General features: G+C 51.4%; 25 protein-coding genes. 10 read left to right on the forward strand and 15 right to left on the reverse strand.

Features of this window, described 5'->3' with window-relative positions:
- Positions 1-2: 2 nt before the first annotated feature.
- The 3 genes from ABXS88_RS10860 to cobS form a co-directional block, all read right to left on the reverse strand.
- Positions 3-1,385, reverse strand: a complete 1,383-nt coding sequence (locus ABXS88_RS10860; RefSeq protein ID WP_353672066.1) for an aldehyde dehydrogenase — start codon at positions 1,383-1,385, stop codon at positions 3-5.
- A gap of 109 nt (positions 1,386-1,494) precedes the next feature.
- Complete coding sequence (locus ABXS88_RS10865; protein ID WP_353672067.1) at positions 1,495-3,498, reverse strand: primary-amine oxidase; 2,004 nt, start codon at positions 3,496-3,498, stop codon at positions 1,495-1,497.
- 76 nt (positions 3,499-3,574) lie between these two features.
- Complete coding sequence (gene cobS / locus ABXS88_RS10870) at positions 3,575-4,333, reverse strand: adenosylcobinamide-GDP ribazoletransferase (RefSeq protein WP_353672068.1); 759 nt, start codon at positions 4,331-4,333, stop codon at positions 3,575-3,577.
- 189 nt (positions 4,334-4,522) lie between these two features.
- Here cobS and ABXS88_RS10875 point away from each other — a divergent pair, with 189 nt between their 5' ends.
- A complete protein-coding gene (locus ABXS88_RS10875; RefSeq protein WP_353672069.1) occupies positions 4,523-4,969 on the forward strand; it encodes a hypothetical protein in 447 nt (148 codons plus the stop codon).
- A gap of 7 nt (positions 4,970-4,976) precedes the next feature.
- On the opposite strand, the gene ABXS88_RS10880 is transcribed toward ABXS88_RS10875, so the two are convergent.
- The 6 genes from ABXS88_RS10880 to ABXS88_RS10905 form a co-directional block, all read right to left on the reverse strand.
- Complete coding sequence (locus ABXS88_RS10880) at positions 4,977-5,672, reverse strand: hypothetical protein (protein WP_353672070.1); 696 nt, start codon at positions 5,670-5,672, stop codon at positions 4,977-4,979.
- A gap of 134 nt (positions 5,673-5,806) precedes the next feature.
- Positions 5,807-6,271, reverse strand: coding sequence for a hypothetical protein (locus ABXS88_RS10885; RefSeq protein WP_353672071.1), 465 nt, complete (start codon positions 6,269-6,271; stop codon positions 5,807-5,809).
- A gap of 11 nt (positions 6,272-6,282) precedes the next feature.
- The gene (locus tag ABXS88_RS10890; protein ID WP_353672072.1) at positions 6,283-7,554 is read right to left on the reverse strand and encodes a MotA/TolQ/ExbB proton channel family protein; all 1,272 of its coding nucleotides are present in this window, start codon (positions 7,552-7,554) and stop codon (positions 6,283-6,285) included.
- A gap of 136 nt (positions 7,555-7,690) precedes the next feature.
- A complete protein-coding gene (locus ABXS88_RS10895) occupies positions 7,691-7,987 on the reverse strand; it encodes a type II toxin-antitoxin system RelE/ParE family toxin (protein WP_353672073.1) in 297 nt (98 codons plus the stop codon).
- Entirely contained in the window at positions 7,984-8,211 is a 228-nt protein-coding gene (locus ABXS88_RS10900) for an addiction module protein (RefSeq protein WP_353672074.1), read from the reverse strand. The genes ABXS88_RS10895 and ABXS88_RS10900 overlap by 4 nt, the downstream gene beginning before the upstream one ends.
- 127 nt (positions 8,212-8,338) lie before the next feature.
- The gene (locus ABXS88_RS10905) at positions 8,339-9,520 is read right to left on the reverse strand and encodes an RtcB family protein (protein WP_353672075.1); all 1,182 of its coding nucleotides are present in this window, start codon (positions 9,518-9,520) and stop codon (positions 8,339-8,341) included.
- A 151-nt stretch (positions 9,521-9,671) separates the two neighbouring features.
- On the opposite strand from ABXS88_RS10905, the gene alr reads away from it, so the two are divergent.
- The gene (alr, locus tag ABXS88_RS10910) at positions 9,672-10,865 is read left to right on the forward strand and encodes an alanine racemase (RefSeq protein ID WP_353672076.1); all 1,194 of its coding nucleotides are present in this window, start codon (positions 9,672-9,674) and stop codon (positions 10,863-10,865) included.
- Positions 10,866-10,962: 97 nt separating this feature from the next.
- On the opposite strand, the gene ABXS88_RS10915 is transcribed toward alr, so the two are convergent.
- The 3 genes from ABXS88_RS10915 to ABXS88_RS10925 all read right to left on the reverse strand — a co-directional run bounded on the left by ABXS88_RS10915 (position 10,963) and on the right by ABXS88_RS10925 (position 13,492).
- A complete protein-coding gene (locus ABXS88_RS10915) occupies positions 10,963-11,142 on the reverse strand; it encodes an NAD(P)H dehydrogenase subunit NdhS (protein WP_353674808.1) in 180 nt (59 codons plus the stop codon).
- A 111-nt stretch (positions 11,143-11,253) separates the two neighbouring features.
- A complete protein-coding gene (gene mazG / locus ABXS88_RS10920; RefSeq protein ID WP_353672077.1) occupies positions 11,254-12,069 on the reverse strand; it encodes a nucleoside triphosphate pyrophosphohydrolase in 816 nt (271 codons plus the stop codon).
- A 28-nt stretch (positions 12,070-12,097) separates the two neighbouring features.
- Positions 12,098-13,492, reverse strand: a complete 1,395-nt coding sequence (locus tag ABXS88_RS10925; RefSeq protein ID WP_353672078.1) for a DUF2252 domain-containing protein — start codon at positions 13,490-13,492, stop codon at positions 12,098-12,100.
- A 113-nt stretch (positions 13,493-13,605) separates the two neighbouring features.
- On the opposite strand from ABXS88_RS10925, the gene ABXS88_RS10930 reads away from it, so the two are divergent.
- From ABXS88_RS10930 to ABXS88_RS10950, 5 genes are all read left to right on the forward strand, one after another.
- Entirely contained in the window at positions 13,606-14,283 is a 678-nt protein-coding gene (locus ABXS88_RS10930) for a response regulator transcription factor (RefSeq protein ID WP_353672079.1), read from the forward strand.
- Positions 14,249-15,640 (forward strand): HAMP domain-containing sensor histidine kinase, encoded by a 1,392-nt coding sequence (locus ABXS88_RS10935; RefSeq protein ID WP_353672080.1) that lies wholly within the window; start codon positions 14,249-14,251, stop codon positions 15,638-15,640. The genes ABXS88_RS10930 and ABXS88_RS10935 overlap by 35 nt, the downstream gene beginning before the upstream one ends.
- A gap of 242 nt (positions 15,641-15,882) precedes the next feature.
- Positions 15,883-20,046, forward strand: coding sequence for a cadherin-like domain-containing protein (locus tag ABXS88_RS10940; RefSeq protein ID WP_353672081.1), 4,164 nt, complete (start codon positions 15,883-15,885; stop codon positions 20,044-20,046).
- A 129-nt stretch (positions 20,047-20,175) separates the two neighbouring features.
- Positions 20,176-20,430: a hypothetical protein gene (locus tag ABXS88_RS10945; RefSeq protein ID WP_353672082.1), complete on the forward strand. Its 255-nt coding sequence runs from the start codon at positions 20,176-20,178 to the stop codon at positions 20,428-20,430.
- 72 nt (positions 20,431-20,502) lie between these two features.
- Positions 20,503-21,060: a PepSY domain-containing protein gene (locus ABXS88_RS10950; RefSeq protein WP_353672083.1), complete on the forward strand. Its 558-nt coding sequence runs from the start codon at positions 20,503-20,505 to the stop codon at positions 21,058-21,060.
- Positions 21,061-21,081: 21 nt separating this feature from the next.
- Here the strand turns inward: ABXS88_RS10950 and ABXS88_RS10955 are convergent, their stop codons facing one another.
- Positions 21,082-22,512, reverse strand: coding sequence for a deoxyribodipyrimidine photo-lyase (locus ABXS88_RS10955; RefSeq protein WP_353672084.1), 1,431 nt, complete (start codon positions 22,510-22,512; stop codon positions 21,082-21,084).
- A gap of 274 nt (positions 22,513-22,786) precedes the next feature.
- Here ABXS88_RS10955 and ABXS88_RS10960 point away from each other — a divergent pair, with 274 nt between their 5' ends.
- A complete protein-coding gene (locus ABXS88_RS10960) occupies positions 22,787-23,146 on the forward strand; it encodes a ferredoxin-thioredoxin reductase catalytic domain-containing protein (protein ID WP_353672085.1) in 360 nt (119 codons plus the stop codon).
- A complete protein-coding gene (locus tag ABXS88_RS10965; RefSeq protein WP_353672086.1) occupies positions 23,146-23,544 on the forward strand; it encodes a DUF309 domain-containing protein in 399 nt (132 codons plus the stop codon). Before ABXS88_RS10960 ends, ABXS88_RS10965 begins: the two co-directional genes overlap by 1 nt.
- Positions 23,545-23,621: 77 nt before the next feature.
- Here ABXS88_RS10965 and ABXS88_RS10970 read toward each other — a convergent pair whose 3' ends face one another.
- On the reverse strand, positions 23,622-24,440 hold the full coding sequence (locus ABXS88_RS10970; protein WP_353672087.1) for a Cof-type HAD-IIB family hydrolase: 819 nt from the start codon (positions 24,438-24,440) through the stop codon (positions 23,622-23,624).
- A gap of 48 nt (positions 24,441-24,488) precedes the next feature.
- Here ABXS88_RS10970 and ABXS88_RS10975 point away from each other — a divergent pair, with 48 nt between their 5' ends.
- The gene (locus ABXS88_RS10975; protein ID WP_353672088.1) at positions 24,489-24,629 is read left to right on the forward strand and encodes a hypothetical protein; all 141 of its coding nucleotides are present in this window, start codon (positions 24,489-24,491) and stop codon (positions 24,627-24,629) included.
- On the opposite strand, the gene gdhA is transcribed toward ABXS88_RS10975, so the two are convergent.
- Complete coding sequence (gene gdhA, locus ABXS88_RS10980) at positions 24,619-25,908, reverse strand: NADP-specific glutamate dehydrogenase (protein WP_353672089.1); 1,290 nt, start codon at positions 25,906-25,908, stop codon at positions 24,619-24,621. The genes ABXS88_RS10975 and gdhA overlap by 11 nt on opposite strands.
- Positions 25,909-25,941: the final 33 nt, after the last annotated feature.

Consider the following 25,941-nt stretch of genomic DNA (forward strand, 5'->3'; position numbering starts at 1 on the left):
GCCTAGCCCAGGAGTCGCTTCACCCAAGTTAATTTTTTACCGTAGGGGGGATAGCGCAGGCCCGATTCCAACCAAAACGGTCGCTTGAGGACGCTTTTAAAGTGACTAAAAGTATCAAAGCTGGCCTTACCGTGATATTGGCCCATACCACTGGGGCCAACTCCGCCAAAGGGCAGATCCGTCACCCCCAAGTGCATGATGGTGTCGTTAATACAAACTCCACCACTAGAGGTGCCGGCTAGAACCTGGGCCTGTTTTTGGGAATCTTTCGAGAAGAGGTACAGGGCCAGAGGTTTGGGCCGTTCATTGACAAAAGCAATGGCTGTTTCCAAGGACTGATAGGTCAGAATCGGCAGAATTGGCCCGAAAATTTCCTCCGCCATCACCGGCGCATCCGTAGAGACATTCGTCATCAGGGTCGGGGCCAGGTAACGGCTGACCGGGTCACAGGCCCCACCGTAATCAATATCGCCGCTATCCAGTAGGCCCACCAGGCGGTCAAATTGCCGTTGGTTGATGATACGGCCGTAATCAGGGCTTTCGGCGGGATTCGTACCATAAAAATCCTCGATGGCCTGCTGGAGGGTCTGGAGTAGGGGTTGCTGGATAGTTTCTTGCACTAGCAAATAATCTGGGGCGACACAGGTCTGGCCCGCATTGAGAAATTTCCCCCAAGCAATACGCTTGGCGGTTTCCGTCAGGTCAATCTCCCTATCAACAATGCAAGGGGTTTTACCGCCGAGTTCCAAGGTCACGGGGGTGAGATGTTTTGCCGCCGCTTCCATCACAATTTTGCCAATACGAGTGCCGCCGGTAAAAAAGATATGGTCAAAGCGTTCCTGTAACAGGGCCTGGCTCACGCTGGCATCGCCTTCCATTACTTGGATCAATTCGGGGGGAAAATGGCGATTGAGCAGATCCGTAATCACTGCCGATGTCGCCGGACTCAGTTCCGATGGTTTAATCACGGCACAGTTTCCCGCCGCAATGGCTCCGACCAGAGGAGACAGGGCCAGACCAAAGGGATAATTCCAGGGGCTAATAATGAGGACAACGCCTAAGGGATCGGGGTAGATGCAGGCTTGGCCGGGAAAAGTTTCTAGACTGATCGGCACCGACCGGGGTTTGATCCACTGGGGCAGGTGCTTGATAGCGTAATCAATTTCCTTGGTTGCGGCCAAAATTTCCGTCAAGTAGCCCTCGAAGTTAGGTTTATAGAGATCCTGCTGGAGGGCCTGTAAAATTTGGGGCTCGTACTCTTGGATCAGGGTCTTGAGCTTTTTAAGCTGTTCCAGACGAAAGGCCAGGGGACGGGTGGCCCCAGTATTAAAATATTGGCGCTGTTGGTGCAGGAGGGAGGAAAAATCAAGGGCGGTGGTCAGCATAGCTCAGGAACAGGAAAGGTGATAGAGGAATGGCAAAAACGCGGCTCCCTTCTCCCTGACTTGGCAGAGGGGTTGGCGGTGAGGGCAAAATAATCTGGGTCATCCCCTCCTATTTTGGCGGATCTAGCGGGTCGGCCACATTCAGCACGGGGTTCTGGCCAAAGAATCCCCAGGGCATAATTTTGAAACTCACCGGATGCACCGTCATGATCGGCCATTCCTCCGGGCGGGGAATATGGGTTACGCCCATAGTGTACCAAATGACTAGATCTTGATTCTCGAGGGATTGATTATCCGCGATCCATTGGGGCAGGCCCTGGTTAGGCAAGCCTTGATTGGGGTAATCCCCCCCGGCATAACGTTCCTGGGGATGATAGGCGGTGGCCCAGAAGTGATGACGGGCAAACTGGCCCCGTTGAAAAACATTGCTGGTGGAAGCCGGATAAAAAGGGGCATTACCACCGGGCATGAGCATATAGCCGGTTTTGGCCCCGAGGGAATTTTGATGCTGGGCACTGGTGATCACCCAGGTACGACTCTGGGCCAGACTCACGTCTCGCACGGCTTCGGTTTCCCGCCGCAGGGGCTGGGCTTGCATGGAAAAGGCATTGCCCTGGGGATTGGTGTCACTGACGGGTAAGGCCTTCACATTCATTTCCGCAACGTTATTGACGGGGCCGTCCACATCAAAGTCGAGGCGAAAATTCATAAAGTGCTGATGATTCACGGCGACGACATTGGGGGCCACCAACGTTCCAAAGGGTGTACTGTGATGGCCCTCATCCTGGGTCTGGGCCGTGGCCTGGGCCAGCATAATGCCGGTCAAGTCTACTTCCACCGTCAAGGTACCGTCCTGATGGAAAACCCAATTGATGCCGTAGTCGTAATTGCCAATGGCTGAAACGGTGGCCAAAACCAGTTCTCGGGCTCGATGGCCTTGGTAATCTTCGGTGTTGAAATCGTAGTGCCGCCAGAGGATACCGCCATCCCGCTCGTAGATGCCCAGGACATTTTTGCTGATACTGGGCTGGCCCTGTTCATCGGTAAAAAGCGCATCCAGCAGGAGGGCATGATTCGGCACATCTTTACCCTTAACCAAGGTTGTGGATAGCCAACCAAAACGGTATTCCCCCACATCAAAGGCACTCCTCACCACCCAAGGCGGCGTAGGGTCAGCGTAGGGAACCACCATCTCCGATAAACTGGCGCGGTAAAGCACTGGCCGCTCCTGGCCTTGATCCTTGTAGCTGACTTGGTAGAGGGTAAGGCCTTCTCGGGGATGCATCAAATAGCGAAATGTCCAATTGTGCCATTGGATCTGATTTCCCTGGCGTTGAAAACTGGCCCCCTGGGGTTGTTGCCAGAGCAGAGGTTTCAGGGCCGGTTGGAGCGGTTTAACACTGTCGGGATCGTAGTCAAAATTGGCCTTGGAGAAGGGAACCACGCCGTAGTCTCGGATATCCACTAGTTGCCGACGCTCCAAGTCCACCGTCACCATCAGGTTTTCGATGGGCGCACCATAGTAGTTTTTTCGTCCTGCGGTGGGATAGTAGGTAATGCCGCGTATTAAACGTTTTCCCGAATTGGCTTCCGCTTCATTCTGGAGGCCCAGGGCCCAACCATCAATGACTGCTGGCTTAAAGTCCCTAATACCGCGCTTTTGCAGGGCCGCCTGCCATTGAGGATCGGCCTTGACAACCTCGGTTAGGGTTTCGTAGTCAGAATCAGCAAAGGGGGGTTGGCCCTGGGTGACGGTCTGCCAGGTGTTGATCCGCTGGCCCTGGAGATCGACCACCGCCTCGTAGGTGAGATGCTTGCCTAAGTCCCGTAGAATAGCGGCGGCCTGGCGGGGAAACGGTTGCTGGTTTTGAAAGTTAAGCACGGTCTGCTTATCCGGTTCCTGGAGGGCCAAGTCAATAAAGATAACCTGCTTGCCCAGTTGCTTTTCGGTTTTCAAAACCCGGACGGCGGTTTGGATTTCCTCGGCGGTGAGGGGATCGAGGGGATGTTTGGGAACCCCTTTGGCAACGGCCCGCTGACTGAGGCCCCAGACCCCCAGACTCAAGCAAACCAACAGGGTTAGGCAAAACAACCAGAAACGACGGCGTAGCATAGACAGGGCAAGATTCTTTTTCTGCCCCAGTCTAACCCGTCTGATATTGCTTGAGTTCAATCCTGTGGGCCATCTCTTACCCCAGGCCCATGGTCAAGGCACAGAGGATCAAGACCTCGGCCCACTCCACCACGGCCCCGTAGCTATCGCCGGTATGGCCCCCTAGTTTTCGTCCCAACCCGAGGGCCACTGCTCCCGCGATCAGGCTTCCCATACTATTACTCAGCAGAATCCAGGGCCAGGCCTGGGGTTGACCACCATACCAAACAGCCGAGTAGGCCAGTAAGGCCCCAGGGCCAAGCAGGAGATCCTGAGGCATTTTTAGGGTTTGACGGTGTATTGCCCCTTTGCCCTCGGGACGGAGGTAGGGAAAGCCGGCAATGGCCACCAGTTGGCCCCAGCGGGCCCAGCCCAAGGCCAGGGGCAGCCCCCAGAGTCGATCCGTCGTCAGCAAAGCAGAGAGTGCAACGGTTTTGAGTAACAAAATTATGCTCAGGGCCATCACGCCAAAGGCCCCAGTTAGGCTATCTCGCATTACCGCTAGACGACGCTCCGGGTCAAAGACGGCTAAGCCATCGGCGGTATCAGCGGCTCCGTCTAGGTGCAGGCCCCCGGTGAGCCATGCTAAGGCCGCCACTAAAAGCCCGGCCCGAACAAATTCTGGATAATGAAGTTGCGTCAGGCCAAAATTGCTCCCCAACAAAATCAGGCCCAGAAATAGGCCGACCAAGGGAACCCAACGGGCAATACGTTCCAGGGAAGCGGGCCAGCTTGACGGTAAGGGAAGAGTGGTATAAAACAGGATGGCTCCGAGGAGGGAAGCAAGCCAGGGCATAGCAGGTGTCGTAATGAGTTTTTACTCAGTCAAAGTTTAAAAATTCGTTATGAAAGATTGAGTTAAGATTGAAGGCGAGCGGGGATCAACGCTGACCGAAGTCACCAGAGTTTGAACGACCAGTGGCTAGATCTATCTTATGGCCCTCGTTCGCGGCCCCCACTCCTCCTCTGCGATGGTGATACCCCCATGAATCCTGAGCATCCTCCCCACGATCTGCCCGCTCCCTGCATTATTGATCAAGGCATTGTTGTTCATAAAGAGGATATGAAGCGACTGCTTAATGGCCTGAGTCATGTCAAGTATATCCATTCACTAGACGGGGTTTGCCAAAGTCAAGGTGAAGGCTGGATTCTAGAGGTATTTGCCGACCATCAACAGGCCACCCTGGTCATGAACCAGTCTCTTTATCTCAACGTTTATAGCTTCGATTATCTCCAGTTGAGTCGCAATGCCGAAGCCCAGACCGTTATTAATCTCTGGCAAGACCAACGCCATCTACAATTGATTCCCCAGACTAATCCAGTCTCTACGCCCCCCACTAACCATCGCTTGGATGCCGATACCCTCGAAGCCATGATGACCCAAATGCTCTCGGCTCAATGGGATGTCCAGTTGGATGATGATTTGTTCTGAATCCGGGCTACTGTACTCCGATGCGTCGGCCCTCACTGCCTAAAATCAAAGGGGTCTCCGTTGCCAGGGGTTCCCAGCCAATATCAAACCCTTGGCGTTGGGCCAATTTGCGGGCCTGGCGAAAGGTGCGGAAGGCATCGGGCCGAACAACAAAGGCTACGTAATCCCGTTGGGGGTCTAGGGCCTGGAGTTGTTGTGCAAAGGGAGACTCGGCAGACTGCAAGGGGGGATCTGACTGCTTCCCCGCCTTGGGAGTGTACTGAAAGGCAAAGTTATCGACATTAACCAAGGTAACTTGGTAGTCAGCGGTTTCCACCTTTAACTTAGCCAGATGTTCACTCTGCTGGAGCAGACAGGCCTGATAATTCTGAAACTCCGCCAGATAGGCTCCGTAGTCTTCGGCCTTGGCTTGGGGCCGGGGACAGGTCGGCAGGGCCTGCAACTGTCGCTCGACCTCAGTCTGTACCGTTTGGGTATCCACCGCCAGCACTTGTTCTCCCCGTAACTCAAAGAGATGGACCTGCTTGTTGCTGGTTTTAACCAGAGGTGTCTGAATAATAGCCGCCGATTCCACCGTGACCAGAGTAATAAACAGGCCGATAAACATCAAGGCCCCCACTGTATTGGTCAAAATATCGAGAAAGGAGTCTAGATTTTGCTGGGGGGGCAGGGAATGGTAGGGGGAGTGCCGTCTTCTTGCCATGGGAAAGGGAAAAATAAGGATAGAGATCAGGAAAGGGCCCCAGAACCTGTCTGTCAGGTCTTATTTTGCCCTCTAAATCTCCTCGTCTGGAGACCCCCCCAATCTTGGGGGGCGGGGGGCTTTTCAAATACGCTCTAGGGGGCCTCCGTTTTGAGGTTCAAGCGCCAGCCTTCCTCCAGGGGTTCATAACCCAGGTCAATGCCCCGATTCTCCACCAGGGCCCGGAGTTGTTTAAAAACTTCGATACCCTGGGGCCGAACCACCACGATCAGATATTCGCGGTCTTTACGGCGGGCCAACTGCCGGAGCAGGGTTTCGAGGGGGGATTGGGGACTGCCCAGACTAGCGCTAGAAACAAAAGTGCCCTGGGGATGGATGACGATCCCACCAGCTTGGCACTCAACATAACGGGGTTGCTTTTGTTGGTTTTGTCCTGTCTCGGGCCTGGCCAAAATGGTAACACTGCGGCCCTTGCCCAGGGATTGGAGCGTCATAACAATGATCAATAAAATCAGGGTTCCAATCGTGCAAGCCAGGATCGAGAGAAAGGGAAACAGATCCGGCTCGGGATGCGATTTTTTGGCTGATCGTCGGGGCATGATCTTCTGGCCTAGGCCTCAGGGCCTTCATCAACAGTTTCCACCCAGGTTAAGCGTCGGGGCTTGCTGAGTTGGTTCAAACTAGGTTGCAGTTGGGTTAAACAGGTTTCGAGTTGGGCCAAGACCCCCTCCAGGGTTTCCTTCTCCTTGAGGGTGCGGAGGGTCTCCGCCAGAGCCGCTTGCAGTCGGGCCACTTCATTGATTTGGGCCGTTTGCTCCACCAACTGGCCAACCCGCATTTCCAGGGCCTGAGCCGTCTGTTCTAGTTGCTGATTCAAGCCAACACTGCCGTCTCGAATCGTGGTATTGGTTTGTTCCAGATTGGTAATCAAGGTGGCCACTAGGCCCTGTACTGTTGTGATTTCTGCCTGAAAGCCTTGGGCCAGGGCCTGAGCGGCCTGTTCGGCGTAGTGCTGGGCCGGCTGAATTAAGGCCTCGGGGCCCGGCAGGGATCGTTTGACGGCTTCATCGACCCATTGACGAATCTGCTCGGGCCGATGCGTGCCCTGAAAGCGGGGCAACACCTTATCGTTAATGTAGATATCCATGGCCAAGAGCAAGCGCAATTCCCAGCGTTCCACCAAGGAGAGGGGAATCATGACAATAACGCTAAATAACAGGGCCAGCAAGGTGGTATCAAAGGCAATGGCCAGGCCACTAGTAACGGTACCAATGCCCTCTTTAATTTGGTCAATATCACTGGATTGATCCAAAAAACTGGAAAAACCATTGACTGCTGCACTAATGCCCAGTACCGTACCAATGAATCCCAGCAGGGGAATAGCCCAGATTAGAATGCGGGGCAGGGCATAGGAGGCCTCAGAACTATTTTGGTAAAAGGCGGCATCCTCTAGGGCAAACTCTGTTGCTACCGGCCGTTCTTGGGAGTAGAGATAGGCCCCGAGAACACGACTACAACGTCGGGCCAGGACACTGGTTTCTTTACTCAGATTATGCTGGAGGGTCAGAGCCGTACTATCTTCCGGCGGAATCATCGTTAACCCCGGCGGCAACCAGTCTTGAGTCAAGGCCTTAAATTCCCGCTGAATCTTCAGGGCCTTCAAGGCCAAAAACGCCAGCACAAAACTGGCAAAGAGGATAACCAGATGCTGGGTAAAGCCCCGCTCGTAGAGCAGGATTCCCAGGTAGGATTTTTGCACGGGCCAGAGGGCCCCGTAGATTGCCAACGTCAAGAGTAAAGCCAGGCCCAGACAGAGCCAGGGGGATACCTCTAGTTCCCGACGGTCAGACTTGAGGGAATTAAAAACTAACTTTAGTTTCATTACTTCGGCGTCAAACTCAAGATAGCCGTAGTGTAGGGGAAGAGGGAAGGCGATGCAAATGCTCTGGATTCTCTCGCCCAAAAGCAACGGAATCTGGGGGCGCAATGGTTGCAATTGACCCCGAACCGATTCAAGCTTAAAGACGTGTTTTCCATGATTTCGGATTTTGTTTACTGTGAAAACAGGCAATTACAACAACGCAATCTTTTTCAAGTACATAAAAAATTCCATAGGGAAAACGCCGAATGAGTGCCCGTCGCACTTGTTTATAGATGACTGAATAGGTAAGCGGATTACGTCCAACGCTAGACAGGCAAGCATCAACCGCCCGAACAAACTCAGAACCAAGCCCTAAAATTTGTGCTTCATACCACTCAAAAGCCTCTTGAATATCCAATTCAGCATCTGGACGGATGATCAGTTTGTAGGTCATTGGGAAACGCCGAGTCGTTGTTTGACGTCTTCCCAGCTTGACCCGGCGATTGCGTCCTGTTGATAGTCATCTAATCGGCGATCAAGCTCTTGTTTTTGGGTATCGGTTAAAGATACTTTGTCTTGACGCTCTAAAACACTATCCCAAAGGTCTTCAGCCAGTTGGATGCGCTCAGTAATGCTGAGTTGAGAGATTTCGACTTTGAGGAAAGGGTGATTACTCATCGCAATAGTTTTTTTGTATCTTTTTTGTTGGACTAATTCAATTTTAGAGCTTGGAGCGGTTGGAGGAAGATCTGCTAGATTGCTTCCCTACACCACAAACCAATGCTCCGCACAACCCAAGCTCCAACTAACCTTTGACGCAAATCACCTGTTTCAGGGTTGCGACGATTTCCACCAGATCGGCTTGATTGGCCATCACCTGTTCAATCGGTTTATAGGCCCCTGGGATTTCATCAATAATGCCTTCGTCCTTGCGGCATTCAACCCCCGCCGTTTGTTGGATTAAATCATCCAGGCTAAAGGTATTTTTGGCCTTGGTTCGCGAGAGCAGACGGCCAGCCCCGTGGGAACAGGAACAATAGCTTTCGGCATTGCCCTTGCCCTTGACAATGAAGGATTTGGCCCCCATGGAACCCGGAATAATGCCGTAGTCCGTTTCTCGAGCCCGGACGGCCCCCTTGCGGGTTACAAACACCGATTCACCGTAGTGGCTTTCCTCTTCGGCATAGTTGTGGTGGCAATTTACCAAGAGTTTGGGTTTAAAGGGTTTACCTCCCGCTAGCTGTTTTTCAATGATTTTTTTGAAACGGGCCATCATCACCTCTCGATTGCGGCGGGCATAGTCTTGGGCCCAGCAGAGGTCGTGCCAATAGGCGGCAAATTCCGGCGTATTTTTGACAAAATAGGCTAAATCCGGGTCAGGTAGAGATGATCCAGCTAATCTAGCCAGATTTTTAGCGCTATTGATATGGCACTGGGCCAGAAGATTACCAATGCCCCGTGACCCCGAGTGCAACATTAACCAAACCTTATCTTCACTGTCGAGACAAACTTCGAGGAAATGATTGCCGCCCCCCAGGGAACCCATCTGGCGGCTAGCTTTTTTATATTGGTCTTGCACCCCTGCATGGAGTTGCTTAAAGTCGTCCCATTGTTGCCAATTTTGGGCATCCTTGGCGACTTCTTTGTTTTCCTGGAAACCCACAGGAATGGCGGCTTCGATGTCTAGGCGAATGCGTTTGAGTTTGCCTTCCAACTGATTAGCAGAGTAGGGCGTTTGTAGCGCGGCCATGCCACAGCCAATATCCACCCCCACCGCCGCTGGGATGAGGGCATCTTTGGTGGCGATCACCGACCCGACTAAGGCCCCTTTCCCCAGGTGGACATCGGGCATTAGAGCAACATGTTTAAATACAAAGGGAAGCTGAGCCACATTACGGGCCATGCGGCTTTCTTCAGGGCCAAGGTCATGGTTGGCCCAGGATAAGACAGGGACGCGGGTTGAAAGAGGGAGGGCTTCGTAGGGCATAGCGGTTTGCTCAGGGGCCAGAGGGCCGGACAGTCATTGAGACGAATTTGGCCAATTCTAGCGCGGCGACCGGGGGATGGTGGTCAACTTGACGTTCCTGGGGCTTCCACACTATCGTTGGCGATAATGGTTTGGTGTGTGTGAGGACAATATGGTGTTAGGTCGGGAACGGCGTCCCCCTCTAGAATCCGTTTATGCGGGCCGTTTTGATTATCGTCTCTCGGAACTGATCCGTCAGCGGGCCTGGGTTGAAATTGACCAAGCGGCGTTAATCCACAATGTTCAACAATTTAAGGCCTATCTCAAACCCCGGACGGAACTGATCGCCGTGGTCAAGGCTGATGCCTACGGGCACGGGGCCCTGCGGGTGGCCCAAACTGCGCTCCAGGCGGGGGCCCAGGGTTTGGCCATTGCGACCCTTGGGGAAGGTATTGAATTACGGGAAGCGGGGATTACTGCCCCGATCTTGCTCTTGGGTGCAACTAACACACCAGAAGAAATCAAGGCCCTGGCCCATTGGCAACTCCAACCCACCCTGGCCTCCTTGGCCCAAGCCCAGATTTTTGCCCAAACCCTGGCTCAGCTTGGCCAATCCCTGCCGGTTCACCTCAAGCTGGATACAGGGATGTCGCGTCTCGGGGTTCCCTGGCAACAAGCTGTTACCTTTGTCGAACAGGTTCGTCAGGCCCCACAACTACGAGTTGCCAGCATTTACTCTCACCTAGCAACGGCGGATGACCCCGACCCGACTCAAATGCAACGGCAAAAACAGTATTTTGAATGGGCGATTGCCCAACTGCGCCAAGTTTACTACCATCCGCCGAAACTCCACCTGGCCAACTCGGCTGGAGTGCTCAATGGCCCAGAGTGGCACTATGATTTGGTGCGTATCGGTCTGGGTCTCTACGGCCTCTATCCGGCCCCGCACCTGCAACCCGTCCTCAACCTGAAACCCGTCCTCAGCGTGCGGGCCAAAATTACCCAGGTCAAAACCATTCCTGCGGGTACAGGGGTCAGCTATGGCCACCACTTTGTCAGTGACCGGCCCATGCAGATTGCGGTTCTTGGCATTGGCTATGCGGATGGGGTTCCCCGTAATCTTTCTAACCGTCTCTCGGTTCTACTCCGGGGCCAAGAAGTCCAGCAGATTGGGGCCATTACCATGGATCAAATGATGCTTGATGTCAGCCAATTCCCTGACCTCCAGCCAGGGGAAGTTGTAACCCTGATCGGCCAGGATGGGCACCAATCCATTTCTGCCGACGACTGGGCCCAAACCCTCGGTACTATTTCCTGGGAAATCCTGTGTAGCTTCAAACACCGCCTACCCCGTATTGCGGTGTAATCCCAAATCACTAAAACCCGATTACACAACTAACTCCCCCCGTCCTCCCCTTCGTAAGAGGAGGTGCCACAGGCAGAGGGGTAAAAATCTGCAGACCTTATTTAAGGGGATTGACCGCTTCGAGCTCGTCTAATTGGAAGGTGACCAGTTTGTCCCAGTTGCCATTTTCAAAAAGAACCGCAGCCTTACCATCACTAATTCTTTGGACAAGGCCCTCAAAACGATAGTAGGTATCTTCGGTATTGACGACACGCACGGTGGCACCGGGGAGAATGATCATAACGTTACCCTGTGGACTCTACTGTTGGAATTAGTTTAATTGATTTTATCGTGGCCATGATATCAGGCGTCAATTTCCTGCCAGGAGTCTTGAGAGGGCCCTGGGCCACTACTGTTTCAGTTGTGCTTTGGCCTGTTGCCAGAGGGCCTCTAGTTCGGCCAAGGTATAGTCACTCAAAGGGCGTGCTCCCGAAAATTGTTCCATGAGTTGCAGGCGTTGGATAAAGCGCTGGTTGGTGCCCTGTAGGGCCTGGGACGGATCAAGACCATACCAACGGGCCAAATTAATCAGGGTAAAGAGGAGATCCCCGAGTTCGGCGGTTTGATGGGCCGGATCCTCTCCTTCTAAGGCCTCGCGGAATTCTGCGAGTTCTTCCTCAAATTTGGCCCACACCCCCTCGATAGTTTCCCATTCAAAGCCGAAGGCCGCTGCCTTGTGAGAAATTTTACTGCCGGCCATTAACGGGGGTAAGGTTTTGGCATAGCGACCCAGTTTTTGACTCAAGGGAATTTCCTGGCCCGGTTCTAGGCCCTTTTCCTGGGCCTTAATCTGTTCCCAGTTGGCCCGGACGGCTTCGGGACTGTCGAGACAGGCCTCTCCAAAAACGTGGGGATGACGACGAATCAGTTTAGCGGTAATGCCCTCAGCCACTTGTTCGAGATCAAACTGGCCTAGATCACTGGCTACCTGGGCCTGGAGAACCACTTGCAGTAATAAATCCCCTAATTCTTCGGCAATGGCGTCCGGGTCTTGGCTTTGGATCGCGTGAACCACTTCGTAGGCCTCTTCGATCACATAGGGAATGAGACTTTCCGGGGTCTGGGCCAAATCCCAGGGACATCCCGCTTCCGGGTCTCGGAGACGGGCCACCACCTCAATCAAATTCTGGAGTGCCACAAGCATAGCGGAGGAAGGAGAAGACATAGATACAAAGGGAAGAGGCGACACCCTACTATAAATCAGCTTCGATCAGGGCTTCAACTCGTCCAGCTTTCACCGCCTGAACCAAGATGTTATAGTCTTCTTCATTTTGATTAGCGTAGGCCAGGGCAAACTCTCCCATAGCCACATCAAACTTATCTCCTTTGCCCAGGTAGCCGCTGATGGTGGCGGAATCCCCCGACTTGGCATGGGCCCGGGCCAGTGTCCAACCACAGAACTCAGCGTAGTGGTGGAGTTGAGCGCTGGAAACCCTCTCAACGGGGACAGAAAATTTCATATCCCGTAGTTGCCGCACATAGAAATGATTACCGTGACGGCCCTTCGTCCAGCCCAAGAAAATATCGCTGGAGGATTGCATCAGGCGCTGGCCCCGAACCACCCGTTGGCCCTGGTTATCGTAGTGGCAGGGCCGGGTATAGGGTTCTAGGACAGAACGATTGGCCTCCTTGACCTGTAAAATCAGGGGATGATTTTCTTCGGAAAAAAGCAAGGTAATGTAACACCGCGTTCCCACACTGCCAATCCCTACCACCTTGATCGCAATATCCTCTAAGCGATAGCGGTCTAACAGCACTCGACGTTCTTCGGAAAGGCTTTCCCGGTAGTCCTCCAGGGCCTCTTGTACTCGGTTCTGAAAATCTTCCTCTGGGATATGAAAAAGAATGGGGGGTTGATCCACAAACCGATAGCGGCCCCCAACTTGGCTGGTAATCTTAGGGAACAGATAATCAATCACTCGCTGGCGGGCCTTTTTGGCCATTTGTTCGCGTGTTTTCTTGGTATCTTCATCGGGGGCCATGGCAATAATATCTTGCATATCCAGGCGTGCGTACCAAACCTCCAGGGGACTCATTTTGGAATATTCTCGCAGGTGTTCCCGGTAGGCCCGCACCGAGGTTATGGCCACGGACTGCGCCTCTGCATCCGTCAGGTCATTGTCCCGACTCGCGATTACAAAACTAGCGGCCAAGCGTTTAAGATCCCATTCCCAGGGGGCCGGGTGGGTTTCATCAAAGTCATTGAGGTCAAAGACTAAATTCCGCTCGGGGGTAGCAAAGAGGCCAAAATTCAGCAGGTGGCAGTCCCCGCAGGCCTGGACTTCAATGCCCGTGTTGGGTAATCCCGCTAAATCGTAGGCCATCAAGGCCGCTGAGCCCCGAAAAAAGGTAAACGGACTCCGCAACATCCGGCCATAACGAATGGGGATTAATTCCGGCAGACGTCCCTCGTTGGAGGCTTCTAAAATATCAATGGGATCCCGACGGTCTTTGGGCGGAGACCAGGCCCCATGTACCGTCCGAGGCAGTTTATCTCGCAACAGTTTTCCTTGAGTAAGACGCTCCGACCGAGCTAAAAATTGAGACTGGAAGGACGGACGAACAAAGGGTTCGAGGGGGCTATACATGGGCTCATACCTGACTCTTCTTCCAGTTTAGTCTTTAATGTTAAAGCCCCGTCACGGACATTTTGTTTCTAGGGAAATCAACCTAGAATTGCAGTATAAATAACAGTCAGAGCATGAAAATTTTACTGGTAGAGGATGATCTGCGTATTGCCCAGGCCATTGCCGAAGCCTTAAAGGATCAAAAATATACCGTAGAACTGGCCCAGGAAGGACAACTAGGCTTAAAGCTAGCTCAAACTGGCGCTTTTGACTTAATTGTTTTGGATGTGATGTTACCGGAATTAGATGGCATCACCCTTTGCCATTGCCTCCGACAACAGGGAGATAAGACACCCATTTTAATGTTGACAGCCCGAGATACCAGTCGAGATAAAGTTCTTGGCCTAGATGCAGGAGCAGATGATTATGTCATTAAGCCTTTTGATTTGCCAGAGCTTTTAGCGAGAATTCGGGCCCTATTGCGTCGGGGGGCCATCACCTTTTCCCCTATTCTGGAATGGGAGCGGGTCAAACTCGTCCCCAGTGATTGTCAAGTCTTTTACGACAATTGCCCTGTGGCCCTCACGCCCAAAGAGTATGCCCTACTTGAACTCTTTCTTCGCCATGGTAGTCAGGTACTTAGTCGTAGTGCCATTCTGGATCACGTCTGGGGCTGGGAAGAGACCCCTGGAGAAGAAACCGTTAAGGTTCATCTCCGCAGTGTACGCCAGAAACTCAAGGCAGCCGGTGCCCCAGCTAATTTAATCGAAACTGTCTATGGCATGGGATATAGACTTAACCCCAATCTCTGACCAGCGCTTTAGCCAGCTACGTCGGCGTTTATTGTCATCCTATTTACTGGTAATCGCCACTATCCTAGGGGGCTTTTCTGTAACGGTGTATGCTCTGGTGGCCCATGAACGTAATCAACAATTTAACCAGCATCTCCACCAGTCCGCGAATAGTTCTGCCAGTCTGTTTGCAATGATCAAGCATGAATACGAAGAAGTCAAAACTGACCTGGAAGAGGAATCTTTTTCCCATTCCACCGCCGCCGTCTCCATGCCCCGAACCTTGACAGAATTAATGCACCGTTCCCCTGAAGCGGCTATCCCCTTGCCTCCTGGCACCTCTTCAATGACCGCAGAGCAGGGGGTCGAATGGTATGATGCCCAACAACAACAATTAGTCCGAGATGGAGGACTTTTTCCATCAACGCCGTTACCGAAGCTTGTAGATCCAGCGGGTCAATGGGAACAGCAAGGCAGTACCCGGAGTTTTATTCATCCTGTATACCGAGACTCTATCGCCAGTCAAGCGACTCTGTTGGGTTATGTACGAGTGACGGAATCGACCCTGGCCCTAGAAGCAGAATTACGTCGTTTGCGTTGGGGATTGGTTCTGGGCGGATTGGCTGTTTCAGGCCTGGCCATGGCGGGGGGGGTCTGGTTAACCCGAGTTGCTCTCAGGCCCATTACCCAAAGTTTTCAGCAACTGCAACAGTTTACTGCCGACGCATCCCATGAACTGCGTAGTCCCCTAACCGCGATTCGGGCGTCCATTGCAGTGATGCAGAGCCATCCCGAACGTATTCACGCTGCCGATGTCGATAAACTTGCGGCTGTTGCCGAGGCCTCTACCCAAATGAGTCGATTAGTCGAGGAGCTATTGCTCCTAGCCCGCATGGATCAACAGGCTCCTGACCAACAGGGATGGCAACGGGTTGCTCTGGATGAAATCCTAGAAGATTTAGTAGACCTCTATCATGATCAAGCGGAACAGGCCCAGCTTGCTCTACAAACTAACCTCATGTCTCCGGTCGAGATTCGGGGGGATGTCGCCCATCTCCAGCGCCTGTTTACTAATCTTTTAGCCAATGCTCTGCACTATACCCCCTCCGGTGGCAGCATCTTTGTTTCCTTACAAGTTCGAGGGAACTATGCCTTCACAGAGATCAAGGACACAGGAATTGGTATTTCTCCTGAGCAATTACCCCACATTTTTAAGCGATTCTGGCGGGCCGACCAAGCTCGTCGTCATGATAATGCTGGTTCTGGCCTGGGTTTAGCCATTGCCAAGAGCATTGTGCAATGCCACGGGGGCGAGATCATTGTTCGTAGTGAAATGGGGGTAGGGACTAGTTTCCAGATTAAATTGCCCCTGAGCTAATGTCTCCAAAGCCGACCTTTCCGAGATTTTTACATTTCTTCCTTACTATAAATTCAATTCTTCAGCCATTGCGAAGAAACCGACAACTATGCTCAATACCTTAAACTGTTTTCTTTTAACGTGAATTCGGTTTAAGGACTGTTTTGTGAGGCAAGGCTTTAATCTGTCTCACTTCGTTCAAAAGCGATGGCAACACAAGAGCTTTAGCTTATTCCAAACTAACGTTATCTACGGTTACTTTTATGGTTACTCCTTTTTCTCCCTTCACTGGTACCAATAACTCTCTACTGACTGATGCCCTTTTAGCCGCCAACTCAGGCATCACTATTACCCCAAATTCAATTACCTTAAATGCATCAGCACCGGATGCGGTCAATTTTTATGATGGCTCCTTGACTCCCCTCGGTATCGGCTCAGGATTGCTATTGACTTCAGGGACAACCCCAGGCACTTCTAATACAGTCGGTTGGTTTGGCAATGATAATAGTGCAACCAGTGGTTTTGATAACGGCGATGCGGACATTAATGCCGTTGTAAATACAGTTTTTCTAACCCAGTCCTACGACGCAACCAGCTTAGCTTTTGATTTTACGGTTACGGATCCAACGGCTACTTCTATCAGTTTTGATATTGTTTTTGGTTCTGATGAATATCCCGAATGGGTGGATGCCTTTGTTGATTCGGCGATCGTAATGGTGAATGGGGTCAACTATGCGCTGTTTAACCATGATCCCTTGCATCCCCTGAGCGTTGTTAGTTCTAATTTAGCGGCGGGTTACTTTCAGGACAATGCCACCAATGCCTTGCCCATTGAATATGACGGAGTTAGCCATGTATTGAAAATTGTGGCGCCTATTCATGGGGGTGGCATCAATAATCATATTAAAATCGCGATCGCGGACACAGGAGATCATATTTACGATAGTGGTATTTTTATTTCTAATCTTTCGGCAGGAAATACCCCGGGTTCAGGGGTTGTGAGTGTTACACCGCCTGGCTCAACGACCAATAGTAATGATGTGGTGACTGGTTCAGCCCAGGATGAATTCATTGATTTGCAAGGAGGCGACGATATTGCCTATGCGGGGGCTGGGGATGACATTGTGGTTGGGGGTGCCGGTAATGATTCCTGCTATGGCGGTAGTGGTAATGACCAGCTAAAAGGCGATGCCGGCAATGATTACCTCGATGGGGGGGATGGGGTCTCTGATACCGCCGTTTTTGCGGGTCTGAGCAGTGAATATACCCTGGTTTATAATGCCGCCAGTGCCACCTACACGATCACCGACAGCAAAACGGGTATTACGGCTGAGGGTACCGACACGCTGGTTAATGTGGAATTGGCTAAGTTCAATGATGGGCTTTTTAGCATTACCATCGGTGGCCTAACTTCGGTTTTGGCTCCTCCTCCGCCCCCGACTAATACCCCTGGTTTTGTGATTCTGAGTGGTGTTGCGTCGGCAGGGAATGTTTTGACCGCAACGGTGAGTGATCCCGATGGAATTTCAGGGATTGTTAGCTATCAATGGCAGTCATCCAATGACAATGGTCTGAGCTGGAGCGATATCGGCGCTGACAGTAATAGCTATACCGTGACATCGGCTGATACAGGTAATCTGATTCAGGTCATTGCGAACTATACCGATAATGGGGCGATCACCGAGTCTCCGGTGAGTGCGCCCAAAAGCATTTTACAAACCAAGCAAGGCGATTTGGTGGTTACCTTGTTGCAACTGAAAGCCCCCTTGGGAGCCAGTAATATTAATCCCTTAACGACCCTAGTACAGGATGCCATTGATCTGGGTTTATCCCCCAATACGGCAGTGAATGCGATCAAGACGGTTCTGGGTCTTCCTGCTGACATCAAATTGCAAAGCTATGATGCCTACGGGATTTTACAAATGAATCCAACTAATGCCCAGGCCCTGGCGGTGGAGAAGGTGGCCGTTCAAGTAGCGATTCTTACGTCATTGTCTGATGATGATACGGGCTTGAATTTAACCTCTGCTATTATCAACGCTGCCGCCAACGATACAACCCTGAATCTAGCCGACGCCAATGATCTGGCAGCCATTCTGGGGCTGAATATTACAGGCTTAACTAAAGCCAACTATCCTCAACCTCTCCGGGAAATTTTTGATCGAAATAAGAGTATGTCTGATGCGATCGCCGATGGAAAAGGGATTGGCGTCATTGAACAAGAATGGCAAGATTTACTCAGCATCAACGATGGTATTCAGTCTACGTCAATTGCCGATCTGAGTATCCACATTAATCAAGCACCCATTGGCACAGCAACCGCCAGTTTAGTTCAGGGAACGGAAGGCTCCCCCTATACTCTCAATGCCGCTGATTTACTGGCGGGTTTTAGCGATTCAGACGGTGGGACTTTATCCGTAACTAATTTGGCAGCCAGTGTTGCTGGTACGTTCATTGATAATCAAAATGGCACCTGGACATTCACCCCAGATAACAATAATTACAGTGGCCCTGTAGAGCTTACCTATACTGTCATTGATGGTCAAGGTGGCAGTATCTCGGCAAATCAACTTTTTGTTTTAGAACCGATTCCCGTCACTCCTGTCAACAATGCTCCCGTTGGGACTGCAACCGCCATTTTAGGTAATGGAACAGAAGATACCGCCTATGTCATCAATAATGCTGACCTGTTACAGGGCTTCAGTGACCCTGATGGTGACAATCTAACGGTGGATAGTCTAACCGCCACAAACGGTAGCCTAGTGAATAACGGTGATGGTACTTGGACATTTAATCCCAACAGCAATTACAACGGCGCAGTTGCCCTTAGCTATAACGTCATTGATGGTAAAGGTGACAGTGTCGCCGCCAATCAAAACTTTAATCTCACAGCCGTTAATGACGCTCCCATCGGTACTCCTGCGGCAACATTAGTTTCTGGGACAGAAGATACCCCCTATCTCATCAACGCTAATGATTTATTACAGGGCTTTAGCGATGTTGATGGTGATCCCCTCTCTATTACTGCTTTGACAGCCACGAACGGTAGCCTATTAGATAACGGCAATGGCACTTGGACATTTAATCCCAACAGCAATTACAACGGCGCAGTTGCCCTTAGCTACAACGTTATTGATGGTAACGGTGGTACTCTCGCTGCGAACCAAAACTTTAGTCTCGCGGCTGTTAATGATGCTCCCATCGGTACTCCTACAGCAACGTTAGTTTCTGGGATAGAAGATACCCCCTATCTCATCAACGCCAATGCTTTATTACAAGGATTTAGCGATGTTGATGGTGATCCTCTGTCTATTTCCGCTTTGACAGTCACGAACGGTAGCCTATTAGATAACGGCAATGGCACTTGGACATTTAATCCCAACAGCAATTACAACGGCCCAGTTGCCCTTAGCTATAACGTCATTGATGGCAATGGTGGTATCCTACCCACAACTCAACAGTTTATCTTGTCACCAGTCATTCACACTTTTACTGGTACTTCCAAAGCTGATACCCTGACTGGGACAACAGGAGCCGATACATTAATTGGCCTAGCTGGCAATGATACCTATATTGTTAATCATTCTGGTGACATTGTTGTTGAGAATGCCAAGGCAGGCACAGATACCGTCCAGGCTTCTATTTCCTACACCCTCGGAGCCAACGTCGAAAATCTTGTCTTAACTGGTATTGACGCCATTAATGGTACAGGGAATGCTCTCAAAAATGTAATCACAGGGAATGATGCGGCAAATATTTTAGATGGAGGAACAGGAGCCGATACTTTAGTTGGAGGAACTGGTAACGACACCTATATTGTTGACAACACAGGTGATTTGGTCATAGAAACCTCCACCTTAGCCACCGAAATTGACACAGTTCAGTCTTCCGTTACCTACATCTTAGGAGCCAATGTAGAAAACTTGATTTTAGTAGGAACTAACTCGATTAAAGGAACGGGTAATGTGCTTGATAATTTCATTACAGGTAATGGTGCTGCTAATACGCTTGATGGTGGTGCTGGCAATGATAGTCTTTTTGGTGGTGCCGGTAATGATATCCTCACAGGAGGCGGCGGTAGTGACCTCTTAGTTGGAGGAACCGGTAACGATACCCTCAATTTAGGCCTTAATGATGGCGTTGCCGATGTGGTTCGTTATACCATTGGAGATGGTGCGGATGTGATTAATCAATTTGTGAAAGGCATTGATAAACTAGCCTTTACGGGTATTAGTTTTATTGATGTCAAAGTCTTAGGAAGCGATACCCAATTACGGTTAGGAAATGGCATTGCTGGTGATGCCGGATTTGGTACAGGAACGTTACTGGAAACCATCAAAGGGGTAACTGGCTTTACGGCGGCTCATTTAGGGGTTGGTGGAACCAGTGTGGACAGTAGCAATACTGCTCAATTTTTCTTTGGCTAAATGGGGATAGGGACTAGTTTCCTAATTAAACAACCCCCAAGCTAACTCAGCTTTGCCAACCTTTCCGAGATTTTTACATTTCTTCTCTAGAATGAGCTTAACTCTTCAGATATTGTGAGGAAATTGACGATGATATATCAAACTTTCAACCGTTACTTTGGCCTTGGGATGGCAACGCTGCTTATCAGTGCCGGAAGCATTGCCCAGGCCTCCCCTCAATCCACTTCTTCTAGGGAACACTCTGCGTTAGCGACGTCCCACCTTCATCTAGGAACTCAGGATGCCCGAGTGGCTTCTAGTCGTGACGATAATGATGATAAGGATGAGCATGGTAAAAATGATCAGGATGATGACCACAAAAAACCGTCTTCGAAAAACTCCTAGACCTTGATAGATATTTTTCCCAAGACTAAAACATTGAGTCTCTCGTCCACACTTTCAGGTAGCTAACCAGCAATGAATTTCAGCAAAATACATCGTAAAATTGCCCCTATTCTCCTGATACCGTTACTCTTAACGGCTGTTTCTGGGCTGGCCTATCGTCTTGGCCGAAGCTGGTTTGGCCTTGATGATGAATTTGGAGAATTGATGATGTCTCTCCATGAGGGACGATTTTTAGGAGACGGTTTAGTCCCTTTCTATGTTTTGCTCATGGGGCTAGGACTGTTGGGGTTGCTGATTACGGGATTGGTCGTTTTTCGGAAACGGCGTGCCCTATCAAGAAATCACCCAACCCAGAATTGGCGGCGTTACCATTACATGGTTGCCCTAGCTGCCGCTCTACCGTTATTGATCTCCCTACTAACGGGTATTGCCTATCGCCTTGGGGTGAATTGGTTTGGGGTTTCAGAGGAATCTGCTGAAATCCTCCTGGTCATCCACCAAGGGGCCTACCTCGGTTCTGCTCTCAAACCTTTTTATGTTCTGGGCTTAGGTCTTAGTCTATTGGCTCTCATTATCACAGGCCTGCAAATGCTAGGTGTTCTGCGTCAATGGCCGAGTTTTTCCCGTTGAAAACAGTCGAGTCTTTGTTGACTAGGATTTTAAGGTCTGGTAGCGACGTTTAAACTCCTTTTGCTGTTGATTGTGATCGACAATGGCGGGAACATAGCCCAATCGCCGTCGCTGATAATCAGATATTTTTCCTGTTAACAATTCTGATGTATCGCAGCTAGCCAACTCCGGTAACCAGCGACGAATATATTCACCTTCTGGGTCGAACTTTTGGGCCTGGGTCATGGGGTTAAAAATCCGCAAAGGCTTGGGATCCATACCACTGGAGGCGCTCCACTGCCACCCCCCGTTATTCGCGGCCAAGTCACCATCGTAGAGGGTTTGCATAAAATACAATTCCCCTTGCTGCCAATTAAGGATTAAATCCTTGGTTAAAAAACTGGCTACGATCATGCGACAACGGTTGTGCATCCAACCCGTTTGGTTTAACTGCCGCATCGCCGCATCCACGATGGGAAAACCTGTCCGGCCCTCACACCAGGCCTGGAAATGCTCCGGATTATCCTCCCAAACAAAATGATGGAACGGCTCCCGGTAGGGGCCCAGGGCCAGACGAGGGAAGAAGTAGAGACAATGCTGATAAAACTCCCGCCAGGCCAGTTCCTGTTGCCAGGTTTGGATACTAGCAGTTTCCTCTTCACTGCGACTATGGGCCAAGGCTTCCAAGGTGGCCTGCCAGAGGGTACGAATACCGATCACGCCAAATTTTAAGGCGGCACTGAGTTGAGAGGTTCCATCCAGGGCCGGAAAATTGCGATTTTGCTGGTAGTTAGCCAGGGCCTGGTCAACAAACCAGTCTAGGCGCTCACGGGCGGCGCTTTCTCCGGGGGCCAGGGGGAGGGGATTATCCCAAGTGAACCCCAGGTCAGCCAGGGTCGGCAGGGGGATTGGCTTCAAAGCTTCTAATTGTTCCTTGTCTTCGGTTTCTAGACCAACTAAGGATGAGAGTGCTGGCGCTACGGTAGCCTTGTCTTTTTGCGACCAATTCTTCCAAAAGGGGGTGTAGACGCTGTAGGGTTGGCCCGCTTGGGAAAGGATGGCCCCAGGGTGGTGCAGGAGTTGATCCCAGACTGTTTCTAGCGCAATCCCCCGACTTCTCAGGGCCGTGGCCACCTGTTGGTCTCGCTGTTGGGCGTAGGGTTCAACATCCAGGCCCCAGGCCACTATTTTGGCCCCTAGTTTTTCTGCGACTCGGGGAATCACTTCGGTGGGATCTCCCTGAAAGATCAGCAGTTGACTGCCCAGGGCCTGATAATGCTGTTCTAAATCGGCCAAACAGCCCAGGAAATAGGCCATCCGAGCTGGTGCCATATCGGCGGCCCGTAGAATTTGGGGATCCAAGCAAAAAAGGCCCACAATCCGGGCACTCTTCTCTCGCACTTGACTCAGGCCCAGGTGATCCATCAGTCGGAGATCCCGACGATGCCAAAATAAAACCAACGGATGACTCATAAAAAATTCAAAAACGAAAGACTAACATGGATTTTCCAGAGAAGCATACTGATTATGGGCAATGGCCCTAGAATTCTGCTAGTTTTTCCAGGAGCGATTTTCAAGTCGAGGCCGATATAAGGTGTTCTTGACCATCTCGTCCGGGTTGAAATCGGTACAACCCCTCCCCGATGACGACGTTCGCTAGCAAAGTGTGGCAAGATAAACAAATCGGTATTTTCCGAAAGTCCCAGGCTTAAAGCGCCTATATCGTTCTTCTGCCTTTTCTAATCCTATGACCAGCGTTCCCTCCGACAGCAATAAAAACCTAGAGGCCATGAAGCATTTTGCTGAGCAGTATGCTAAACGGACGAATACCTATTTTTGTAGTGATCTGTCGGTAACGGCGGTGGTAATTGAAGGATTAGCGCGCCACAAGGAAGAACTCGGGTCGCCCCTCTGTCCCTGTCGCCACTACGAAGACAAGGAAGCCGAGGTTAAAAATACCTTTTGGAATTGCCCCTGTGTGCCGATGCGGGAGCGCAAGGAATGCCACTGTATGCTCTTTTTAACGCCGGATAACGACTTCGCTGGCCAGGAACAAAATATTTCCATGGAACTACTGTCGGAAGTCAAGGCCAGCATGAGCGCCTAATGTCCCTACCGAGCCTGGCCCTGGCCGTTGCGGAATTTAATCAACGAGAATTCTACGCCTGCCACGACATTCTAGAGGCTATTTGGCTAGAGGCCGAGCCGACGGAAAAAAATTTCTACCAAGGCATTTTGCAGATTGCTGTTGGTTGCTATCATCTGCAAAACCTCAACTGGCAAGGAGCCGTTATTTTACTAGGGGAAGGGATTCGACGACTCCAGACCTTCCAACCCCAGTACCAAGGGGTTCAGATTACGGCCCTGATGGAACAAAGTTTTGCTCTGCTGACGGCCCTCCAGGCCATTACCCCTGAGCAAGTTGCAACCTTTTGGGAGCAACAGGTCTTGTCGGGAGAACAACCCCTGCCGATACTCACCCTGGTCGTCGGGCCAGATAGCTAATCCCCATCCTCCTGTTTACCCCTCCGCCTACAGCTCCCCTCTTGCCAGGGAGAGAACAGATGGGGCCAGTCGCTTTTCTAGGCCAGAAGGAATTTTTCCAAGGCCAGGGCCACACCATCCGCTTCCACATCATCGGTAATCCAGTCAGCAACGGCCTGGACGGGTTCCGGGGCATTACCCATGGCTACGCTTAGACCGGCATAACGAAGCATTTCCAGATCATTAAAATTGTCGCCAATGGCCATCACTTGCTCCGGTTGGAGGCCCAGGTAATCTTCGGCCAGATGCTGAACCGCTAGGCCTTTATTCGCTTTGGCATGGGTGATTTCAAAGTAAATTTCCGTCGATTGGGTCAGGTGGACGTCGTGGGTCGCATAACGCTGGTGCAGATCGGTGATCAGGGCCTGGATCAGACCCACCTGGGGGCTAATGGCCAACAGCTTAATCGTTGATTTCTCAATAATTGGTCGCAGGTCACCGACGGCATGGGGCTGGACACCGGAACGGGCCACGTAGCGCTCGGTTTCTGGGGTAATTTCGCGCACGTAGAGCTGGTCTTGGTGGTAGCAATGGACTTCTAATTTTTGCCGCAGGCCCGCTTGTTCAAAATAGTCCAAAATCTCTAGGGCCAGGGTCGTGGGCAGGGCAAACTCCCGCAATAGTTGGTCTTGTTGGGGGGCCTTTGTCCAAGCGCCATTATAGGCAATCAGGGGAAACGTGGAGGCAATGGCCTGGTGGAAAGGCAAAGCGGAATGGTACATTCTGCCGGTGGCAAGGGTGACGGCAATGCCCTTGGCTTGGACTTTGCGGATCGCATCCTTGACCTTGGGACGAATGTGATTGGACTCGCCCGCAATGGTTCCATCAATATCTAACACCAGCAATTTAATGGCCATGACTCTCCCCGCCAGCACTACCCCCCTAAAGTAACGTGAGGAAAGAGTTTGGGGAAGGCCCCCTGTCGTCATAAAACCTTAAGCCTGGCCCGAGCCTTCATCACCGTGCGTCGGGCAGAGTGGGAAGCCCTACAGAACCGAGGCCTGGAACTGGAACGGGCTATTCTCTTAAGTCGTTTTAGGCCTTAGAGGCATAGTAATCCCGAGTGCCTTTGGCATCTAGCGCTTCTCCTAGGCGATTCAGGGCCTGGATATAGGCAGCCGTGCGGAGGGAAACCCCAAATTCCTGGGCAATCCGCCATACCGATTCTGCTTCGGCGACTAGACGGGTTTGTAGGCGCTCATTGACTTCGGCCACACTCCAGTAGAGGCCACTGCGATTCTGCACCCATTCAAAGTAACTCACCGTAACGCCCCCGGCATTGACCAAAATATCGGGGAAAACGGGAATCCCTCTGGCCGCTAAAATGGCATCCGCCTCGGAGGTGGTGGGCCCATTAGCCACCTCAAAAATATAGCGGGCTTGCACCTGCTTGGCATTGGCTGCTGTAATTTGGTTTTCTAGGGCCGCCGGAATCAGGACATCCACCGGTAAGGCTAACAGGTCTTCGTTACTAATCTGGAGATTGTCCCCCAGGTTACACACGGTTTCATCGCAATACATCCCCGCCAGGGAACGATGCTCCCGTTTGTGCTGAATAATCTCCGGGATGTTTAGGCCCTGTTCATTGTAAATGCCGCCCTGGGAATCACTGATAGCAAGCACCTTGTAGCCGGCCTGGTAAAGCAACTCCGCCACCACCATACCGGCATTGCCAAAACCCTGTACTGCTAGGGTCGTATTACTGGGATACTGCTCAAACTTGGGCAGCATTGCCTGGAGGAGATAAAAGGCCCCTGTTCCTGTGGCCGTGTTACGGCCCACACTACCCCCCATCGTCACCGGTTTGCCCGTCACCACCCCTGGGCTAATTTTGCGCTGAATAATGCTGTATTGATCCATCATCCAGCCCATGATCATCTCATTGGTGTAGACATCTGGGGCCAAAATATCAATATCTGGCCCAATGAAGTCCGCAATGGCCTCAATGTAACCCCGGCTCAACCGCTCGAGTTCGGCCTTAGTCAGGGCCTTGGGATTAAGGGTAATACCTCCCTTGGCCCCACCGAAGGGTAAGTTTAACAAGGCACACTTGAAAGTCATCCAAAAGGCCAAGGACTGTACTTCATCCAAACTCACCTTGGGATGGTAACGAACACCGCCCTTACCTGGGCCACGGGTGTCATCGTAGCGGACACGATAACCCTGGAAAATTCGCAGGGAACCATCATCCATCCGCACCGGAATCGAAACACTGAGGCTATTTTTCGGATACTTTAACCGTTCACCCGCATCTTCGGAAATGGCTACGTACTTTAAAGCCTTTTCTAAACGCTTACTCGCATCGGCAAATAAACTTCCAGACATCGCCGTTACGCTCCTTTGCCCCAGGGCGGCTCA

It is taken from the genome of Synechocystis sp. LKSZ1 (genome assembly GCF_040436315.1).
In the GTDB taxonomy this organism is placed as follows: domain Bacteria; phylum Cyanobacteriota; class Cyanobacteriia; order Cyanobacteriales; family Microcystaceae; genus Synechocystis.

Bases quoted from the DNA above. Each gene is read 5' to 3' on its own strand.
- ABXS88_RS10860 (WP_353672066.1), bottom strand. From the start codon at position 1,385: ATGCTGACCACCGCCCTTGATTTTTCCTCCCTCCTGCACCAACAGCGC.
- ABXS88_RS10865 (WP_353672067.1), bottom strand. From the start codon at position 3,498: ATGCTACGCCGTCGTTTCTGGTTGTTTTGCCTAACCCTGTTGGTTTGC.
- cobS (WP_353672068.1), bottom strand. From the start codon at position 4,333: ATGCCCTGGCTTGCTTCCCTCCTCGGAGCCATCCTGTTTTATACCACT.
- ABXS88_RS10875 (WP_353672069.1), top strand. From the start codon at position 4,523: ATGAATCCTGAGCATCCTCCCCACGATCTGCCCGCTCCCTGCATTATT.
- ABXS88_RS10880 (WP_353672070.1), bottom strand. From the start codon at position 5,672: ATGGCAAGAAGACGGCACTCCCCCTACCATTCCCTGCCCCCCCAGCAA.
- ABXS88_RS10885 (WP_353672071.1), bottom strand. From the start codon at position 6,271: ATGCCCCGACGATCAGCCAAAAAATCGCATCCCGAGCCGGATCTGTTT.
- ABXS88_RS10890 (WP_353672072.1), bottom strand. From the start codon at position 7,554: ATGAAACTAAAGTTAGTTTTTAATTCCCTCAAGTCTGACCGTCGGGAA.
- ABXS88_RS10895 (WP_353672073.1), bottom strand. From the start codon at position 7,987: ATGACCTACAAACTGATCATCCGTCCAGATGCTGAATTGGATATTCAA.
- ABXS88_RS10900 (WP_353672074.1), bottom strand. From the start codon at position 8,211: ATGAGTAATCACCCTTTCCTCAAAGTCGAAATCTCTCAACTCAGCATT.
- ABXS88_RS10905 (WP_353672075.1), bottom strand. From the start codon at position 9,520: ATGCCCTACGAAGCCCTCCCTCTTTCAACCCGCGTCCCTGTCTTATCC.
- alr (WP_353672076.1), top strand. From the start codon at position 9,672: ATGGTGTTAGGTCGGGAACGGCGTCCCCCTCTAGAATCCGTTTATGCG.
- mazG (WP_353672077.1), bottom strand. From the start codon at position 12,069: ATGTCTTCTCCTTCCTCCGCTATGCTTGTGGCACTCCAGAATTTGATT.
- ABXS88_RS10925 (WP_353672078.1), bottom strand. From the start codon at position 13,492: ATGTATAGCCCCCTCGAACCCTTTGTTCGTCCGTCCTTCCAGTCTCAA.
- ABXS88_RS10930 (WP_353672079.1), top strand. From the start codon at position 13,606: ATGAAAATTTTACTGGTAGAGGATGATCTGCGTATTGCCCAGGCCATT.
- ABXS88_RS10935 (WP_353672080.1), top strand. From the start codon at position 14,249: ATGGCATGGGATATAGACTTAACCCCAATCTCTGACCAGCGCTTTAGC.
- ABXS88_RS10940 (WP_353672081.1), top strand. From the start codon at position 15,883: ATGGTTACTCCTTTTTCTCCCTTCACTGGTACCAATAACTCTCTACTG.
- ABXS88_RS10945 (WP_353672082.1), top strand. From the start codon at position 20,176: ATGATATATCAAACTTTCAACCGTTACTTTGGCCTTGGGATGGCAACG.
- ABXS88_RS10950 (WP_353672083.1), top strand. From the start codon at position 20,503: ATGAATTTCAGCAAAATACATCGTAAAATTGCCCCTATTCTCCTGATA.
- ABXS88_RS10955 (WP_353672084.1), bottom strand. From the start codon at position 22,512: ATGAGTCATCCGTTGGTTTTATTTTGGCATCGTCGGGATCTCCGACTG.
- ABXS88_RS10960 (WP_353672085.1), top strand. From the start codon at position 22,787: ATGACCAGCGTTCCCTCCGACAGCAATAAAAACCTAGAGGCCATGAAG.
- ABXS88_RS10965 (WP_353672086.1), top strand. From the start codon at position 23,146: ATGTCCCTACCGAGCCTGGCCCTGGCCGTTGCGGAATTTAATCAACGA.
- ABXS88_RS10970 (WP_353672087.1), bottom strand. From the start codon at position 24,440: ATGGCCATTAAATTGCTGGTGTTAGATATTGATGGAACCATTGCGGGC.
- gdhA (WP_353672089.1), bottom strand. From the start codon at position 25,908: ATGTCTGGAAGTTTATTTGCCGATGCGAGTAAGCGTTTAGAAAAGGCT.